This window comes from Polynucleobacter sp. AP-Elch-400A-B2 (assembly GCF_018688355.1).
In the GTDB taxonomy this organism is placed as follows: Bacteria; Pseudomonadota; Gammaproteobacteria; order Burkholderiales; family Burkholderiaceae; genus Polynucleobacter.
Genome location: NZ_CP061317.1, coordinates 1,322,681 through 1,340,084 on the forward strand (window position 1 = coordinate 1,322,681; position 17,404 = coordinate 1,340,084).

Genomic DNA, 17,404 nt, shown 5'->3' on the forward strand with positions numbered 1-17,404 from the left:
GGCCTTAGGTGATTCATGCGTTACCACGAAGCGTTAATACTAAAACCCGCCGTACGATATTCAATGTGCGCTTGCGCACCCACTGGTAAGGTTAACTTTTCAGCCTGATGCCCAAAAGGAAGGTTCGTTAATATTGGGATGTCACTTGGAAGACGTTTGCGGATGGTTTCAATAGCGCTATCTAAGTCATACCCGCGATCGTTATCGTAAAGACGATAAGCAGAGAAACCGCCAAAAAGAATTGCGCTTTGATTAGCCAGCACACCCGCATCAAGCAATTGGATTAGCATGCGCTCGATCCGATAGGGATGCTCATTCACATCCTCAAGGAATAATATTCCTCCCTTGGTTTGCTCATGACTTGGCAAATAGGGGGTGCCCACTAAACCAGACAGGACGGTAAGATTACCGCCCCAAAGCATGCCTGAGCATTGGCCTTCTGCCTGCTCAAGATATTGCTGTGTTGCAGTGATCTTGCATTGCAATGATCGCTCAGTTACTGCTTCTTGAAAATGCTGCCACATAAATGCATTAGGTGTAATGCCTTCACCCTGCTCACCCTGACAAGCAAAGTCAAAGTTCAGCATTGGTCCCGCTAGTGTGACGGCTCCTGTCTTTGCCAGCAAGCCTAATTCAAATGCTGTGAAATCACTGTGGCCACAAATCTGTAGTCCATTTTGAACAGCCTTAGCTATGCCAGTCCAATCGATATCTGGAAGTAAGCGATGTAAGCCATAGCCACCTCGCATGGCAACAACGACTACCTGTGGAGGGAGTTTCGCAAGCTGATTGATTTCAGCTAAGCGTTGTGCATCGGTACCAGCAAAACGCTGTTCAACCCGAGTAGCACAATCAGCATTTAAAACTTCGATCCCCTGCTGCCCTAACCAGCTAATACCAGCTTCAGGACTTCGAGCATCAAGACTCGCTCCTGATGGAGCAATCAAATGAATTTGCTTCAACGTCGCTCCTTAAAAAATTGACGCAATATCTGGCCACATTCTTCACTCATAATGCCACCCTCAACTTGGGTCTGGTGGTTAATTTGCTTTTGTGAGAATACATTGAGAACGCTACCTGCCGCTCCTGTTTTTGGGTCACTGGCACCAAAAACAACTCGATCGACCCTAGCATGCAAAATTGCTCCTGCGCACATTGTGCAAGGCTCTAAGGTGACATAGAGCGTCGTCCCAGGCAATCGGTAGTTGGCCTCTGATTGAGCAGCACCTCTTAAAGCAAGCATTTCAGCATGAGCGCTGGGATCACTGTTGGAGATAGGTTGATTGAAGCCCTTAGAAATGACTTTGCCATCGCGAACCAGCACGGCACCAACCGGCACCTCGCCAGCAGAAGCAGCGAGCATAGCCTGCTCTATAGCCTGCTGCATGTATTGGCGATCAAGCTCAGCTTGCATGGTTAATTAAATGGATGCTTATAAATGCGAAACGTCTGCCCAACAATTGGGGGTTTCATAAAGGCGGATCGATGATAGCCTCAACCGACCATCAAATGCCTTATCAAATGCGGGCTGCAAGAGCCTGAATGCGGCGCTGGCCAAGTTCTCTACTGTAGGAACATGATCCATCACGACAGTTTTATGATTGGGAATGGAATCCAAATACTCTACCAAACCTGCATCTTCTTTAGCAACCAAGAAGGCATGATCCCATGGCTCGACTACATACTGATTGGTAAGACGCTTAATCTCACCAAAGTCTAAAACCATACCGTCATCTGCTTTACCGGGATGATCGGCAATGACACCCATTAAGGTCACTTCAATTGCATAGCGATGACCATGCAAATGGCGGCATTGACCATCATGGTTTGGAATACGATGGCCCGCATCGAACTCTAGGCGCCGGGTAATCGAAATAGCTTCTTGCTGAGTAGTCATGTTTACTTTTCTAAAAATTCACCTTCTGATACTAGCTAGCGAATACCGATCATTTTATGAGTCTGCACGCTCAAACGCCACAGAGGCCGTTTTTGACATAGCTTAATCGCCAAGGCCAAGTTTTCTTGAATTTGGGGCCCATCCATCGCCTGCAAGAAACGATTGCGGTAGTCCATCTTTTCAAATCTGGCTAGAAGTGTTTCGATATGGGTATGGCCTACTTGAGGAATAACTAACTTGATTTCGTCTGCCTGAAGGACGATCAGTTCAGAGCCCGCTTTAGGGCTAACACAAACCCAATCCACTCCTTTGGGCACTTTAATCGTCCCATTCGTTTCGATAGCGATAGCAAACCCTAGAAGATGAAGAGCGTCGATTAAAGCAGTATCTAACTGGAGTAAAGGTTCACCACCAGTAAACACTACATAGCGTTGCTGTGGTCCAGCAGCAGTACTACTCCAAGTCTCTTCAATAGATTCGGCCAACTGGGAGGCGGTTTCGAACTTACCTCCGCCTGTACCATTTGTACCTACAAAGTCAGTATCGCAAAACTGGCAAATTGCCGATGCACGATCTTCCTCACGACCACTCCAAAGATTGCATCCAGCAAAACGGCAAAACACTGCTGCACGACCAGTGTGGGCGCCCTCACCCTGCAGGGTTGGAAAGAGTTCTTTAACGGTATACATAGCTATGTGCTGATTTTAAGCGCTTTACTTACTTCCAGGACACAAGCTCCCATTCCAGATAATCTTCCCAGAGGGCAGCGCCCCAAAACATCCCAGCCCAAAGGTATTGACCGGAACTTCGCCTAATGACCCAGCGGCCAATTTCAGGGGCAAGCCAGATATCTTCACTGCGAATATTGGCTACTCGTGAGAAGTCATTGCTGGTGAAGAATGGCATGCCATTACGATAGAGCAAGGTATTAAACTCACCTGCAGGAACCTTCACGCGCTCCCATTTCAATGCGTCGATATTTAAGCCCAAGTAATAATCATTATCCGGATAACCTGCTACTTGGTAGCGATTTCGATAAAAACCAGACCAACCCGAGACCAATTGCTCAGGCCACAAAGGCATAGCTTGTAAAAACTTTTGTGGGGGGCTCCAATGAGGATCTTGCAGAATAAAACCCCAAGGCTGCTGGATTTCATCAGGCAAGCGTCCGTACTTAAGCCCTGTTCGCTCAATCCGTACTTGCGGACCAACGGCAACCACTGTCTCTGTAACAACATCCACAATCTCTTGATTAAAAACATTGCGAACGTTGTAAACCCATTGCTGACCTATTTGAGGGGCTCTCATCTGCGGCGGATTTACGGGTTGAGATAAGGCCGTACCTTTTGGATAAGGTTGAGATGAAATACAAGCCACCAGCAATGCCGGCAGAAATACAAAACTGATCTTTTGTAATAGCTTCATTTATAAGAAGTCAGTTGCAACTGGTGGCTACCCTCCAAAATCACAGCTCCAATTTGCCCCTGAATTTGATAGGACCCAGAAGTTTCTCGAGCAACCCAGCGACCAATCTGCGGCACAAACCAAATAGTCTCCTTGCGAATGCAATCCACTTTATTAGGATCTTCACTCTCATAATTGATGAGACTCTGAAAACGCAATGCCACAAACTCGCCCGCAGGAACCGTAATTTTTTCCCAACCCTGAACGCTCATATATTCCTGCCAACCCATTCTGGATTCAGAATATCCAGCGATACTGTATTTGCTATTGATCTGTTTTGTCCATGTCGTGGAGAGCGTTTCAGGCCAAAGTGGTAGAGGTGGATTGAAGTTCAGTAAGCGTGGCCACTGGGGATCTGTTGAAACCATTCCCCATGAAGACTGAATCTCATCAGGTAGACGGAATCCATTCGCCGTGGAACGCTCAAGCACAATAGTTGCACCAACACTAGCAACTCGCTCATTAATCACATCTAGCGTTTTGCCATCAAAGATATCTTTTTTAATGTAAGTCCATTCTTGCCCTACTTGAGGAGGCCGAACCATTGGCAATAGTTTTGGCTGAGCCACTGGTGTGCCGTGCTCATAAGATAGGCCACCGCAGGCTACTGGAGCTAATGCAGCGGAAGCAATAAAGGTTCGACGGGATAGATTCATAGATTGGCTAAGAGTGTGAGTTAAATGGAATTGAAATCTGTTCTGAAAGTTTATACATAGCCTAAAATTTTCGCTATCTTATTTCGTGGTACGGAGGCTTTAGGAATATTTGGCATCTCAAACCAATCTTGAGCCTTTACCTCAAATCCTAGGCCATGCATGAAGTTATAAATTGCCTTCTTTAAACCGACACCCAGTGCATCATGATCCACGCCAGTTGGGTCTATAAAAGAAATATCATTCTTTGCAAAAGAAATGGGGGGTAATGGCACAAGCTCAATTCCATAATCTGCTGGGTCAAGCCCTACTGGCGAATGCACGGTACAAGTGAAACGATGAAAAAATCCACTCTGAATACAGCCGTTTTCAAATAACTGACGGACATACTCCAAGGCGTCTACTGTTTCTTGAACGGTTTGGGTTGGAAAGCCATACATCAAATAGGCGTGCACCAAAATCCCAGCATCAGAAAAACCTTTGGTCACTTGGGCTACTTGGTCTACTGAAACCCCTTTTTTCATGAGATTGAGTAATCTGTCGGAAGCCACCTCTAAGCCGCCAGACATGGCTATGCAGCCACTTTGCGCCAGTAATTGGGATAGTTCAGGAGTGAAGGTCTTTTCAAAACGAATATTGCCCCACCAAGAAATGATTACCTTGCGGCGGATTAATTCTTCAGCAAGTGCTTTCAAAATCTTCGGTGGTGCAGCCTCATCTACAAAATGAAATCCAGTTTGACCGGTCTCTGCAACAATTGCCTCGATGCGATCAACCAATAGACTGGCTGAAGCAGTTTCGTAACGCGAGATGTAATCCAGACTCACATCACAGAAGCTACATTTTTTCCAATAGCAGCCATGAGCAACGGTCAGCTTATTCCAGCGACCATCGCTCCAAAGTCGATGCATCGGATTAAGCATATCCAATAATGATAGATAAGAATCTAATGGCAATCCATCCCAAGTTGCGGTACCAACCTCCTCAAAGGGAACATCAGGCTCTTGCCAATTGATATAACGTACTTGATTGTCGGTATTTCGTATGAAGGTACGAACCAAACGTTGCTGTGAACGCTTACCATTCTGATGCTCTATTAAAGCCAATAAGGGTCTCTCACCAGAATCTAAGGTAATGAAATCTACATAATCAAAGATCCGTGGCTCAGTGAGTTCACGCAATTCAGTATTAACGTAACCACCACCAAGGCCAATCTTGATACTTGGATAGCTTTCCTTGATCGTTTGAGCAATGCGTAATGCAGCATACATCGCGCCGGGAAATGGCACTGACAACAACACCAAACTCGGTTGATGTTTAATAACGGCTGTTTTGGTGAGCTCTTGAAGGTGGCGATCCATTAACGTTGGCGGGGCTGCTAAAGCCTGTGCCAAAGGTGTGAAGGTCGGCTGGCTACTTGCCAAAGATTCTGCATAACGGACAAACTCAAAACGAGCATCTACTGCATCCCGCAATACATCCGATAAATCATTGAGATAAAGCGTTGCCAGATGACGTGCCCGATCCTGAGAGCCCAGAGCACCAAAGGCCCAAGCCAGTGAATCACCACCCTCCTCTTCACCATAAGTATCCAAAGGTACAAACCTCGGACCCTCCGGCAATAAAGCTCGACTATTGATGCGATGAGCAAGAGTGCTGTCACGCCCCTGCAAGAATGCAATGGCTAGCGCAATAGTACTTTGATAGTCTGAAAAATAATCCAGGAAAAAGTTGACGCTAGCACTACGATTTTCTTCTGGAAGCTTTATTGCTGCATCTCTCACCTCTGCCAAGCCATCAACAGTAAAAAACCCGAGCACTAGTGCCAATGCCAAATCCTCTTGAACAGCATTAAATCCTTGGGATCGCAAAAACCCAGTGAGATAGGCTGTCGATGGATACGGCGTGTTTAGCTGTGTCATCGGTGGGATGAGACTCAGAATTTTCATACTGATTGTGACCGTTTATCGCTAAGAGATCTAAGCAAATCCAACTCTTCCGCAGTAAATCCCGCTTGCTGACGTGCAACCAAGTTAAATGGCCCCCTCAAAGTGGGCGCCTGATATTTTTTGGCTAATTCTCTATAAGCAGTGATCGGGGATAAACCGCTATTCCCACATAAATAATTAAACCAACGATTTCCAATGAACACATGACCAATTTCATCATGGAGAATAATCTCCAATATCTCTACTGCCTTATCATCTTTGATTTGCTTAAACCTATCCCGAATTCCAGGAACCGCATCAAGGCCTCTGGCCTCCATCGTTCTGGGTACTAACGCCATTCTGGCAATCACTGAATCGGTAGTTCTCTCAACCATCTCCCACAAACTATTGTGGGCAGGAAAATCGCCGTACTTAAATCCCAATGTCTGAATGTATTCATTCACCAACGTGAAGTGGTGAGACTCTTCTTTGGCAACCTGAAGCCAATCTTCGTAATATTGCTTAGGCATATCAGGGAAACGCCAAATGGCATCAAGTGCAAGATTCATCGCATTGAATTCGATGTGTGCAAGTGAATGCAACAAAGAAGCTCTGCCCTCTACGCTATCCATTCTTCTTTTGGGAACCTGTAGGGGTGGAATAAGCTCGGGCTTTTCAGGGCGGCCTGGCAATTCAAGATCTTGAGAGCTAAAAGTTGCAGAAATATTGAGGCCGACAAGTTGTCGCTGGTAATCGTCAAATAGCCCAAATAATCGACTGACTTTGATTTGGGCATCAGTAAGCGCTAGTATCTCAAGCGCAGCTTGACGTAACTCGATCATTTATAGAATTAAATACAAAAAAATATTGGCCGTAGGGATTAAATAGATCTGCTTAACGTTTACTTCATTAGCTTAGTGATTTTGTGTTTAGCCAAAGTGGAAGAGCTGATGAATAAAGTATTGTACGCAGATACTTAAGCTTGTAGAGCGGGAATAGGGATGATCTGGGTGTTTTCTGAAATTTGGATGATTAATAGCCAATTTCATAGCGAAAAAATAAAAATCTTCAGTTATTATTTGAATGAGATCATCTTAAGATTTTTTTGCACAAAGTACGGTTCAGGTCCAATTCAATTATTCAGGAGGCGATTCAATGTCTAGAGATAAGTTAGGATTATTTGCATTTGGCTTAGTGCTATTGGGTTTTGCTGTCTTTGTGAAAACAGGCTCTTTTTTACTGTTTTCCTTGGGCATCTTATCTGTTGCTTTTCTGATATTCTCAAAAAATAAATTTATTAAATAGCTTAGTAGTAGAAACTCTAACTGATTTCTGTCTTTGGCAACTTTATATAGATAGCCTGCTTCCCTGAGCCCCTCTTTTGAATCTAAAAGATATTGACGCTTTAGGTGAAGGGCCCATTCAGTCGAACCGTGTCCCAATTTAAAACAATGGCAATACTCACCCATATTAAATGGGGCAGCATATAAAGACTATATTTAGGGGAAATCTTTTTAATGGTCAGCAATATGGCGAGCACTGAAAGCCATAGAAATACCGATTCATATAAAGACCAGTCGGGTCTTTGTAAGCGAAAATATAGAACACTCCAAAGGATATTGAGTAAACCATTTACCCAAAATAGAATATTCAAGCGACTCAGAATCGCGGCATCTAAAGTGCAATATTTGGCTGCCACCCAAGCTACGCCAGACAAAATAAAAATAGTTGACCAGATTGGGCCAAATGCTATGTCAGGAGGTTTCCAAAAAGGTTCTTTTAAGGCTTGATACCATGGGCCTAGATCTGTCGATAGTCCGCCCAGAATCGCTACCGTTAAACCCCAGGCTAATGGCACTACCATTCTCTTAATCATCATAGAATTGAGTAGGCCTTTATCTCAGCAATTAAGCGTAATAGGAGATCAAGAAAAATATCAGAATAGAGAGGTTCAGGCTGCCAAATATGATGGCAACCGGTTTACCAATATATTCCCACTTCTTCTCTTTTGACAAACCGTTGATATGTGCGTTTTCTTTATTAAACATATAAGTAAGGTGGTTAGAGTGTTAATTGAAAATGCTCTTGTACTTTGATCAGGATTTTCTTAGGGGATAGTCCATATAAATCTAAGAGCAGATTGATATCACCATGCTCGACGTACTCATCAGGTAAGCCAATTTGCAAGGTCGGTATCTGAAAATGGTGCCTTGATAGCACCTCCAAACAAGCGCTACCTGCTCCCCCCTGAATTGCGCTGTCTTCAATAAAAACCAAAGCATCATGATTTTTTGCAAGATCAAGCAGCAAGGCTTCGTCCAAGGGCTTCACAAAGCGCATATCAGCAACAGTGGCATCAAGCTCTTCTGCTGCTTTCAGCGCACTGTAGAGCAATGGGCCAAAGCAAACAAAGGCAATCTTTTTTTCAACGGTTTCTGCACTTTTTATCCGACGAGCAATAGATCCCTTTCCAACAGGAATGATCTCGAGTGTCCGAGATGCCTCTGGGCCCTCTCCAGATCCTCGTGGATAGCGCACTACGGAGGGACTATCCAAACTAAAAGCAGTCGTCAGCATATTTCTACAATCCGCCTGATTTGATGGCGTCATGACGACTAAATTCGGTAGGCATCTTAAAAAAGCGATATCAAATACACCGGCATGAGTTGGTCCGTCTGCACCAACCATGCCAGCTCGGTCAATCGCAAAGACGATTGGCAAGTTCTGCAAAGTCACATCGTGTATGAGTTGGTCGTAACCTCTTTGTAAAAAGGTAGAGTAGATTGCCACTACTGGCTTTAATCCTTCGCACGCAATACCCGCTGCAAAAGTAACCGCATGCTGCTCTGCGATTCCAACATCAAAGTAACGATTAGGAAATTGCTCTTCAAACTGAACTAAACCAGAACCTTCACGCATTGCTGGCGTGATACCAATAAGACGTTCATCTTGTTTAGCCATATCACAAAGCCACTCACCAAAGACTTCGGTGTAGGTTTTTTTACTTACTGCAGAAGGCTTGAGGCCTTCACTGGGATTAAATTTTCCGGGACCATGATATGAAATCGGATTAGACTCTGCCCTCTCGTATCCTTTGCCTTTTTTGGTAACGATATGCAAAAATTGTGGGCCATCGGTCTGGGCAATTTTTTTCAAATTACTCAGGGTGACAATGAGATCAGCGAGATTATGACCATCGATTGGGCCATAGTAGTCAAAACCAAACTCTTCAAAAATAGTGGCTGGACCAATCATCCCCTTTGCATGACCTTCAAGTCTTTTAGCAAACTCTCTTAATGGAGGCGTATAGGAAAGCATCTTATCCAAGCCTTTTTTAGTCGCACCATAAAGAGAACCACTAATGAGTTTTGCTAAATATCGATTAAGGGCTCCAACAGCCGGAGAAATCGACATTTCGTTGTCATTCAGAATCACGATTAGGGGGATCGACTTATCAACGCCAGCATTATTTAAGCCTTCATAGGCCATGCCAGCGCTCATTGAGCCATCGCCAATCACTGCTATTACATTCCGCTTTTCCCCTTTAACTTTGCTAGCCACCGCCATCCCAAGAGCCGCTGAAATACTAGTGGATGAATGTGCCGTGCCAAAAGCATCGTATGGACTTTCTGAGCGTTTCGGAAACCCCGATAAACCTCCAAACTGACGCAAACTTGGCATCATCTCTCTGCGCCCAGTCAAAATTTTATGGGCGTAACTTTGATGCCCGACATCCCAAACAATCCGATCTTCAGGCGTATCAAAAACATAATGCAGAGCAATTGCTAGCTCCACTGTTCCTAAATTGGACGACAGATGCCCACCAGTACTGGCAACAGATTGAAGGATAAATTCACGTAGCTCATCTGCCAATAGTGGCAATTGAGACTCTTCGAGCTGCTTTAATTCTTGTGAAGAATTAATTGTATGAAGTAAGTTAGTCGCCTTAAGCATATTCGATACCGTAATTATTTTTGAGAGTAGATACTAGAGAGGATTCGTTTAAAGTCTTCAATCTCATTGTTCGGTGAATTTTGTAATGCGTTAATAGGGGCATGCATAAATTTGTTGGCCAAGGCCTGAGCCATGATGGATAAAACCTCAACCGGGTCTTCACCCTTTTTAATACGACGTACTGCTTTTTCCAATTCAATTTCTTTGAGACGCTCTGCAGTAGTCTGCAAGGATTGAATAATCGGTACAAGCGTTCTTTTTTGGAGTATCTGAAAAAATTCACTGACACCTTTGTCAATAATGATTTCAGCATTCGCCATTGAAAGTTCGCGGATATTGCGACCTTCATTAACAACGCCACCTAAGTCATCTACTGAATAGAGGTAGGCATCTTTCAGGGATCGAATCTCTGGCTCGATATCACGCGGCACTGCTAAATCAATCAATACAATCGGCCTACTATTTCTGGCTTTTAAGGCTGTTTTAATCATGCCCATACCAATGATGGGCAATGCACTTGCAGTGCAGGAAACAATCACATCAAAATCATGTAGGCGAGTTGGCAAGGATTGCAGTGGAAAGGAATCTGTTTGCAAACCTTTTGCAGCAAAAACCCTTGCCATCTCATCGCCACGATCAACTGTGCGGTTGCTGATTGCAATTTCTTTTGGCCTTTTACCGGCAAAGTGGGAGGCGCATAGCTGAATCATCTCACCTGCACCAATAAATAAAATTTTGGAGTTCTTGAGGTCGCCAAAAATTCTTTCTGCTAGGCGAACAGAGGCACCAGCCATGGATACTGAATGCGTACCAATATCTGTTGATGATCGAACCGCTTTAGCAACTGAAAAAGTTTTATGAAATAAAGGTTTTAGAAACGGCCCGAGTGTGCCTACTTGGTCTGCTAACTCCACAGCCTTCTTCATTTGACCCAGTATTTGAGTCTCCCCCAAAACCATGGAGTCCATTCCACAGCTCACTCTAAATACGTGCTTTACTGCATCAGTCTCTTTTGCAGAATAAATATATGGCTTCAATGCATCGCCCTGCAAACGCTTTTGAGATGTCAGCCAATCAAAAGTGCGCTCCTCTAAATAATGATCAGGATAAGTAGCGTCATTAGCTGCACAATAAATTTCCATGCGGTTGCAGGTAGATAAAATGGCTACCTCTGGCGTCAAATCGGAATACTTCCCCTTCAAATGATTACGAAGATCCAATAAGGAATCCTGTAAATGCTCTGGGGCAATAGCAACCCTCTCCCGAATATCAATTGGAGCAGTGTGATGATTGACACCAAGATTCAGTATTTGCATGCTAGTGGCTATTTAAAAATAGCTTGGACGGATCAAGAAAAATCATAGAAATGATTCTTCATCTTGATTCGCAATATGTCAATCAAGATTGACACCTATTTGAGTATCACCTAATAGGGAAAACCCGCATAAGGGCTGCTGCTACTGATTTTTGATAGCAGCTTCGTAGGCTTTAAATTTTTTGTACGAATTGATGGTGGAATACAAGGCTAAAGCCGTAATCAGCACAAAGGCGAGATTCGTAAAGGAATACTCTTGATACAGAATCCAGATCTGGCCAATTAAGGCCAAGGGAAATACAACAATGGCAAATTTGAGCCAAAGCAGGGTTCTTTTCAATTTTGCGTCTACTTGCCCTGGTACAGATTGCTCTTTCATTACTTATCCTTATGGTTAAGGAGGCTGAGCCCCAAATTAATCTCGTCTCAGTATACGAAATATGAAGCTTGTAAGGCCTTGGGCAAGAATAAAGGCAAATATTGCCCCCATAAGCCCCATAAATACTGCAGGTACAGTTCCCAGATCCAGTTGCTTGGCAAACAACAAAGACATGGCAAATCCAACTGCAGCACACGCAATCTCAAATAGTATTTTTATCATGGCAAAGATCACTAGTTAGGTTGATTTGACGCCCTAAAACAGCCTCTAAAGCTAGTCATTCTATATCCCATTTAGACTAAACAGCCCCTAAAAATCAGCGTGATGAATCAATTATTTTGCACCGCAATAAAAGAACTTGTAAGGGAAATTACCCATAAAACTGTATATTTTTTTATACACATTGGTATAAAATTCACCTTGTAGTACAGAAGGTTATTCAGTGCCCTCGTGTGGGTTAGCACGACGCAGTTAGATTTGAGAGGAAACGCTATGACAAATAACACTCTTACAGGTCTGAGTGTTGAGGAGGCGGAAGAGTTGCATCGCAACCTCATACAAGGTACGCAATTTTTTGGGATGATTGCAGCACTCGCCCATTTACTTGCTTACATCTATTCACCTTGGTTGAAGTAATTTAAGGAGCTTAAGATGATCTACGGAAAAATGTGGACAGTAGTAAAACCAACTGTTGGCATCCCATTGTTTTTGGGTGCAGTAGCTGTTGGTTCTTTTTCAGTTCATTTGGCATTATTAAATAATACAACTTGGGTGAAAGGTTTTTTAGAGGGTGGTCAAGCTGCAAAAGCTGCTGCCGCTTCTACGGCACCTGCAGCACCATTAGCAAAAAAATAAGTTGTACCCTACCTCATAAGACCTAGATCTAAACATCTAGGTCTTATGTTTTTGTTTTGCGCATCGGTCAGTTAAACTAAGTTTTACATGAATCGTTTTAGTCAAAAATTAATCAATACTTGGGCGAATCTAGGCCCCAGATTTTTACCTTTTGCAGACGCCGCTTCTGCTGAACTACCACTAGGCAGATTACTCAGACTATCCCTATTCCAAGTATCGGTTGGCATGGCCCTGGTACTTTTGGTCGGCACTCTAAATCGAGTGATGATTGTGGAGTTGCAAGTACCAGCATCGCTAGTGTCGATCATGGTTTCCTTGCCCATTATTTTTGCACCCATTAGAGCGTTAATTGGTTTTCGCTCTGATACCCATAAATCCGCCCTAGGTTGGCGTCGTGTTCCTTATATTTGGATGGGAACCATGGTTCAATTTGGCGGACTAGCGATCATGCCTTTTGCCCTACTGGTCTTAGCGGGCGCCGGCAATGCCAGTCAAGCACCATCATGGGTTGGACTGGCGGCTGCTGGACTCTCTTTCTTATTTGTTGGTGCCGGTATTCACACCACTCAAACTGTAGGTCTTGCATTGGCGTGTGATCTTGCCCCACCTAAATCACAACCGAATATTGTTGGGTTGATGTTTGTGATGCTATTAATTGGCATGATTGGCAGTGCGCTGATTTTTGGTCAACTATTAGAAGAGTACAGCCCAGGTCGTCTAATCCAAGTAATTCAAGGAAGTGCTGTTGTAACTATTGTTTTGAATGCGATCGCCCTTTGGAAGCAAGAAAGTCGCGAAGAAGCGCGGGCAAGAGCGCAAGCAGCCAGAGAGCAAAATTTTAAAGAATCTTGGGAAACTTTTAAAGAAGGTGGGCAAGCTATTCGTCGCTTAATCGCCGTGGGTTTTGGCACTATGGCATTTAGCATGAATGATGTTTTGTTGGAGCCCTATGGCGGTGAATTATTAAACATGAGTGTGAGTGCTACAACTGTATTAACAGCCACTCTAGCCCTTGGTTGTTTATTTGGATTTAGTATTGCCTCCAAAGTATTAAGCGCTGGTTACGACCCCTTTAAGATGGCTAGTAATGGCGCCAAAATTGGTATTCCGGCATTCATTTTGGTGATTGTGGCTGCGCCCCTTGGTAGCACACTCATTTTTATTGTGGGGGTGTTACTAATTGGATTTGGCAATGGTCTATTTAGTCATGGGACCTTAACTGCCACAATGAGATACGCCCCTGAAAATCAAAGCGGTTTGGCATTAGGTGCATGGGGAGCTGTACAAGCTACCGCCGCAGGTATTGCAATAGGTGTCGGGGGAATATTTCGGGACATCATTGCCGGCATGGCCTCAAGAAATTATTTTGGTGCAGATCTGAATAATGCAGCAACCGGATATTGTGGCGTCTATCTGATAGAAATCATCTTGCTATTTATTACCATCATTGCAATGGCCAACTTTTCATGGCCAACCAAGTCAGTGGCATCGGCGGCTTAATTGAAGTCACCAAAAGACCTTCAATCCTGTTGCAGCGCTCAACCCAATGAATAAATTAGCGCTATTAGCTGAAAAGGTTTTCATATTTTTAGGCTTCTTCATTAGCTCAATTAGTTTTATATTGATTAGCTTGAGCTTATGGGGCTTTATTTCTGAAGAGGTATTCGCCTTTGGTCTTTCCTCTGGCATTCGCGTATTAGGCAGCTGCGCTATCATGGGATGCCTTCTGAGTGCAATTGGCTTCGGAATCAGGGATTATTTTAATAACGAAGTAAAGGAGTGAGTGTGTTTAAAAAGTCAGATTACTTCATTCTCATGGCTGTGGTGATTTCTTTCTTCACTTCAGCCTATTTATGGTTCGTAGTTCAGGATCGAGAGCAGTCTATCTTCACGGCGCTTTGGGTGCCCTCAATATTTTGCTTTGGGATTTATTTCAAATTGTCAGCATTGCTGAATCGTAAAAAATGAGTAATACAACATTACTCCTCGTATCGATCTTTGTTTTTTGCCTATTAATCGCCGGCCTATATTTTATGGTCAGGGAATTTATGGGAGAAGTGCAAGACGCATTCCCAGACGTAAATGAATGGCTAGATTCCGATCAGAAGAAAAAGAAGTGAGCGCCACTCGCCTTAAATAGCGCCCATCAGGCCGCATTAAAACTACAGCAGCTTTTTAATCGCCTCTGACATTTTATTTGCGCCATCGGCAGATGCCAAGCGTGTAACGGACTTACCATCTTTGCTCACCAGAAATTTAGTGAAGTTCCACTTAATACTAGTGGTTCCTAGAATGCCTGGAGCCTGCTCCTTTAGAAATGCATACAAAGGATGTTCGGCCGCACCATTCACATCTATCTTCTCGAACATCGGAAACGTTACGCCATAATTTGCGCTGCAAAATTGCCCAATCTCATCTGCTGAGCCAGGCTCTTGAGCTCCAAATTGGTTGCAAGGAAATCCTAAAATTTCCAGGCCATGGGCCTTATTTTCTTCATACAAATTTTGTAAATCCCGGTATTGCGGTGTAAACCCGCAGCGACTAGCCACATTGACTATAAGAAGAACCTTGCCAGCATAATCCTGGAGATTTTCTTGGACTCCATTGAGTCTTTTTAGGGGGATATTCGGCAACATAATTCATTCTCCAAAATGATTAAAACGCTCTGCAAATATTGAATATTCAGGTCATAATAAATGGATTGGGAAGCTTTAGCTATATAGCTTTATCCCACCCGAACATCCGAATAATGAAAGGCTAGCGTGACTCTGGATACAGCACCATATCGAAGCTTGTGTACCGACTGCGGCATCTCTCGTACCAGTAACCCAAAACGCTGTGGTGACGCCTGCCAGTTCATCAAGCCGAAATATCCCGAACTAGAAACTCAGGTGCACGGCAGAGCCAGAGACCTCAATCGACCGGATGAGCTTCATTTTGGTCCATTTACCAAAATGCTGCGTGCGGGACTTAAAAATCCCAGTACAGGAGCCCAGTGGACTGGGATTACTACACGCATTGGTGAACGTTTATTGGAGACTGGTGCGGTTGATGCCATTCTGACGATGACTGAAGATCCTAACGATCGCTGGAAGCCATTGCCTATCATTATTGATAAAGCATCGGATATGGCTAAATGTCGTGGCATGAGAATGGGATATGCGCCACTACTCTCTCTATTGGAGCCAGCCATTGCCAAGGGTTACAAGAAAATGGCCGTTATTGGCATCCCTTGCCAGGTTTATGCCTTAAGAGCACTTGAAAAAGAATTGGGCCTTGAAAAACTCTACGTCATTGGCACCCCCTGTTCAGACAATACGACTACAGAAAACTTTCATCACTTTCTATCGCTCATTAGTGCGGAGCCCGAAGAGATTAACTATCTTGAATTTAGGGCTGACTACCATGTTGAAGTCCGCTTTAAGAATGGCAAGAAGAAAGAAATTCCATTTCTTCAATTACCCCTATCCACCCTACCAAATGACTTCTTTCCTTTAACCTGCCGTACGTGCGTCGATTACACCAATGTGCTGTCTGATATTACCGTTGGCTATATGGGTGGACAGGGAGAGCAATGGCTTATCGTGCGCAATCACCGCGGCGAAGAACTGCTTAATCTACTTGGAGATGAAGTAACAACATCTGCTCCGGGTACTGCAGGTAAACGCCACTCTGCTGTAGTTGGATTCATGAAGAATGTCGAGCGTGCAGCAGGCGGACTACCCTTAAGAAAAATGCCGAATTGGTTAAGACCAATTGTGGGTTGGTTAATGCCTAGAGTGGGTCCTCGTGGCTTGGAGTTTGCGAGAACGCGTGTAGAAATGAAAGCGATTGAAACAGTACTTCATCTCAGAAGAGAGCAGCCAGCAAAGATGGCTTCCATGATTCCAAATCACATCTGGCCACTAGTAGAGCCTTACGGTATCAAACCCACTGACTCTGAAACTCATAAACCCCTAGAATAACTATTCTTACTGGAGCCTTGCATGTCCCTACTCATCATTGGTCTTATTATTTTTCTTGGCAGCCACTCTTGCCGCATCTTTGCTGAACCATGGCGCAATCACATGATTGATCGCTTAGGCGAGGTGAAATGGAAGGGTCTGTACACCATCATCTCCTTAATTGGATTGATTTTGGTTGTAGTTGGCTATGGTCAAGCCAGACAGGCACCCATTGTTCTATGGCAGCCAGCAACCTACCTGATCCATATTGCAATCCTATTAAACTTAGTCGCCTTTATTTTCCTGGCAGGAAGTTCACCAAGCAATAATGCTATTCGGCTAAAGCTAAAGCACCCAATGATTTTAGGTGTCAAGGTATGGGCACTTGCTCACCTACTGGCAAATGGAACATTAGTGGACCTGATTTTATTTGGATCCTTTTTACTGTGGGCAGTGCTGGATTTCCGTTCAGCTAGAAAGCGCCCTATTCATATGCCAGAAAACGCTGCGATAAGCACTAAAGCTACGATTACTGTAGTTGTCACAGGAATTGTGATTTGGGCTGCATTTATATTTGGACTACATCAATACTTGATTGGAGTTTCGCCACTCGGAGCAAGGTAAGTTCACTAACTATATGTACTTCAAGCATTTTCACTTATATCTAATCCCACTGCTTCTATTGGGCTGCGATGCTAGTGGGCCAGTATTGGAGTCCATTAATAATCAAAATAAGTCTATTCAATGTACTCTGAATGCTAGTCCGCTACGAATAGATATCACCAAAGGTTCATTGGATGCCAATCTGTTTTTGGGGGACAAGGAGATTAAAGTTAACTTACTTGAAGTAAAAGACTTTTATCAAATATTAATGCGCTTTGATCCAGCAATTGGACAACTCAAAATCAATAAAGCTGGCACCGAATTGATTCAATTACGTAAAGCTCAGGAACGCATTGAATCTTGCGCAACACAATTAAGATCTTCATAACCCTTACTCTTAACTAATCGAAAA

Annotated in this window: 21 protein-coding genes; 7 read left to right on the top strand and 14 right to left on the bottom strand. The window is 43.8% G+C overall.

Annotated features, from left to right (window positions below):
* Nucleotides 1-20 precede the first annotated feature (20 nt).
* From FD977_RS06855 to FD977_RS06915, 13 genes are all read right to left on the bottom strand, one after another.
* The gene (locus FD977_RS06855; RefSeq protein WP_215304422.1) at nt 21-962 is read right to left on the bottom strand and encodes an LD-carboxypeptidase; all 942 of its coding nucleotides are present in this window, start codon (nt 960-962) and stop codon (nt 21-23) included.
* Nucleotides 959-1,414 carry a tRNA adenosine(34) deaminase TadA gene (gene tadA / locus FD977_RS06860; protein WP_215304424.1) on the bottom strand — a complete coding sequence of 152 codons (456 nt, stop codon included), beginning with the start codon at nt 1,412-1,414 and terminating at the stop codon, nt 959-961. The genes FD977_RS06855 and tadA overlap by 4 nt, the downstream gene beginning before the upstream one ends.
* Nucleotides 1,415-1,432: 18 nt before the next feature.
* Nucleotides 1,433-1,897 carry a 6-carboxytetrahydropterin synthase QueD gene (queD, locus tag FD977_RS06865; RefSeq protein ID WP_215304426.1) on the bottom strand — a complete coding sequence of 155 codons (465 nt, stop codon included), beginning with the start codon at nt 1,895-1,897 and terminating at the stop codon, nt 1,433-1,435.
* A 35-nt stretch (nt 1,898-1,932) separates the two neighbouring features.
* The gene (gene queE, locus FD977_RS06870) at nt 1,933-2,586 is read right to left on the bottom strand and encodes a 7-carboxy-7-deazaguanine synthase (RefSeq protein ID WP_215304428.1); all 654 of its coding nucleotides are present in this window, start codon (nt 2,584-2,586) and stop codon (nt 1,933-1,935) included.
* 28 nt (nt 2,587-2,614) lie between these two features.
* Nucleotides 2,615-3,322, bottom strand: a complete 708-nt coding sequence (locus FD977_RS06875) for a hypothetical protein (protein WP_215304429.1) — start codon at nt 3,320-3,322, stop codon at nt 2,615-2,617.
* Complete coding sequence (locus FD977_RS06880) at nt 3,319-4,017, bottom strand: hypothetical protein (protein ID WP_215304431.1); 699 nt, start codon at nt 4,015-4,017, stop codon at nt 3,319-3,321. The genes FD977_RS06875 and FD977_RS06880 overlap by 4 nt, the downstream gene beginning before the upstream one ends.
* A gap of 50 nt (nt 4,018-4,067) precedes the next feature.
* Nucleotides 4,068-5,963 carry a radical SAM protein gene (locus tag FD977_RS06885; RefSeq protein WP_215304433.1) on the bottom strand — a complete coding sequence of 632 codons (1,896 nt, stop codon included), beginning with the start codon at nt 5,961-5,963 and terminating at the stop codon, nt 4,068-4,070.
* The gene (locus FD977_RS06890) at nt 5,960-6,784 is read right to left on the bottom strand and encodes a ferritin-like domain-containing protein (RefSeq protein ID WP_215304435.1); all 825 of its coding nucleotides are present in this window, start codon (nt 6,782-6,784) and stop codon (nt 5,960-5,962) included. Before FD977_RS06890 ends, FD977_RS06885 begins: the two co-directional genes overlap by 4 nt.
* A gap of 563 nt (nt 6,785-7,347) precedes the next feature.
* The gene (locus tag FD977_RS06895) at nt 7,348-7,821 is read right to left on the bottom strand and encodes a TspO/MBR family protein (RefSeq protein ID WP_215304437.1); all 474 of its coding nucleotides are present in this window, start codon (nt 7,819-7,821) and stop codon (nt 7,348-7,350) included.
* A 28-nt stretch (nt 7,822-7,849) separates the two neighbouring features.
* Nucleotides 7,850-7,990, bottom strand: coding sequence for a hypothetical protein (locus FD977_RS06900; RefSeq protein ID WP_215304439.1), 141 nt, complete (start codon nt 7,988-7,990; stop codon nt 7,850-7,852).
* Nucleotides 7,991-8,003: 13 nt separating this feature from the next.
* Entirely contained in the window at nt 8,004-9,896 is a 1,893-nt protein-coding gene (gene dxs, locus FD977_RS06905; protein WP_215304441.1) for a 1-deoxy-D-xylulose-5-phosphate synthase, read from the bottom strand.
* A 14-nt stretch (nt 9,897-9,910) separates the two neighbouring features.
* A complete protein-coding gene (hemA, locus tag FD977_RS06910) occupies nt 9,911-11,212 on the bottom strand; it encodes a glutamyl-tRNA reductase (protein WP_215304443.1) in 1,302 nt (433 codons plus the stop codon).
* Nucleotides 11,213-11,353: 141 nt separating this feature from the next.
* Nucleotides 11,354-11,590: a hypothetical protein gene (locus FD977_RS06915; protein ID WP_215304445.1), complete on the bottom strand. Its 237-nt coding sequence runs from the start codon at nt 11,588-11,590 to the stop codon at nt 11,354-11,356.
* 492 nt (nt 11,591-12,082) lie between these two features.
* On the opposite strand from FD977_RS06915, the gene pufB reads away from it, so the two are divergent.
* From pufB to FD977_RS06935, 4 genes are all read left to right on the top strand, one after another.
* Nucleotides 12,083-12,226, top strand: coding sequence for a light-harvesting antenna LH1, beta subunit (gene pufB / locus FD977_RS06920; protein ID WP_112294365.1), 144 nt, complete (start codon nt 12,083-12,085; stop codon nt 12,224-12,226).
* Nucleotides 12,227-12,241: 15 nt separating this feature from the next.
* Nucleotides 12,242-12,445 (top strand): light-harvesting protein, encoded by a 204-nt coding sequence (locus FD977_RS06925; protein WP_215304446.1) that lies wholly within the window; start codon nt 12,242-12,244, stop codon nt 12,443-12,445.
* 87 nt (nt 12,446-12,532) lie between these two features.
* Nucleotides 12,533-13,945, top strand: a complete 1,413-nt coding sequence (locus tag FD977_RS06930) for a PucC family protein (protein ID WP_215304448.1) — start codon at nt 12,533-12,535, stop codon at nt 13,943-13,945.
* A gap of 285 nt (nt 13,946-14,230) precedes the next feature.
* Nucleotides 14,231-14,413: a hypothetical protein gene (locus FD977_RS06935; protein ID WP_215295283.1), complete on the top strand. Its 183-nt coding sequence runs from the start codon at nt 14,231-14,233 to the stop codon at nt 14,411-14,413.
* Nucleotides 14,414-14,607: 194 nt separating this feature from the next.
* On the opposite strand, the gene FD977_RS06940 is transcribed toward FD977_RS06935, so the two are convergent.
* Complete coding sequence (locus tag FD977_RS06940; protein WP_371743126.1) at nt 14,608-15,084, bottom strand: glutathione peroxidase; 477 nt, start codon at nt 15,082-15,084, stop codon at nt 14,608-14,610.
* Nucleotides 15,085-15,207: 123 nt separating this feature from the next.
* Here FD977_RS06940 and FD977_RS06945 point away from each other — a divergent pair, with 123 nt between their 5' ends.
* The 3 genes from FD977_RS06945 (at nt 15,208) to FD977_RS06955 (ending at nt 17,380) form a co-directional block, all read left to right on the top strand.
* A complete protein-coding gene (locus FD977_RS06945) occupies nt 15,208-16,410 on the top strand; it encodes a Coenzyme F420 hydrogenase/dehydrogenase, beta subunit C-terminal domain (RefSeq protein ID WP_215304452.1) in 1,203 nt (400 codons plus the stop codon).
* A gap of 21 nt (nt 16,411-16,431) precedes the next feature.
* Nucleotides 16,432-17,013 carry an NnrU family protein gene (locus tag FD977_RS06950; RefSeq protein WP_215304454.1) on the top strand — a complete coding sequence of 194 codons (582 nt, stop codon included), beginning with the start codon at nt 16,432-16,434 and terminating at the stop codon, nt 17,011-17,013.
* A gap of 85 nt (nt 17,014-17,098) precedes the next feature.
* Nucleotides 17,099-17,380, top strand: coding sequence for a hypothetical protein (locus FD977_RS06955; RefSeq protein WP_215304455.1), 282 nt, complete (start codon nt 17,099-17,101; stop codon nt 17,378-17,380).
* Nucleotides 17,381-17,404 lie beyond the last annotated feature (24 nt).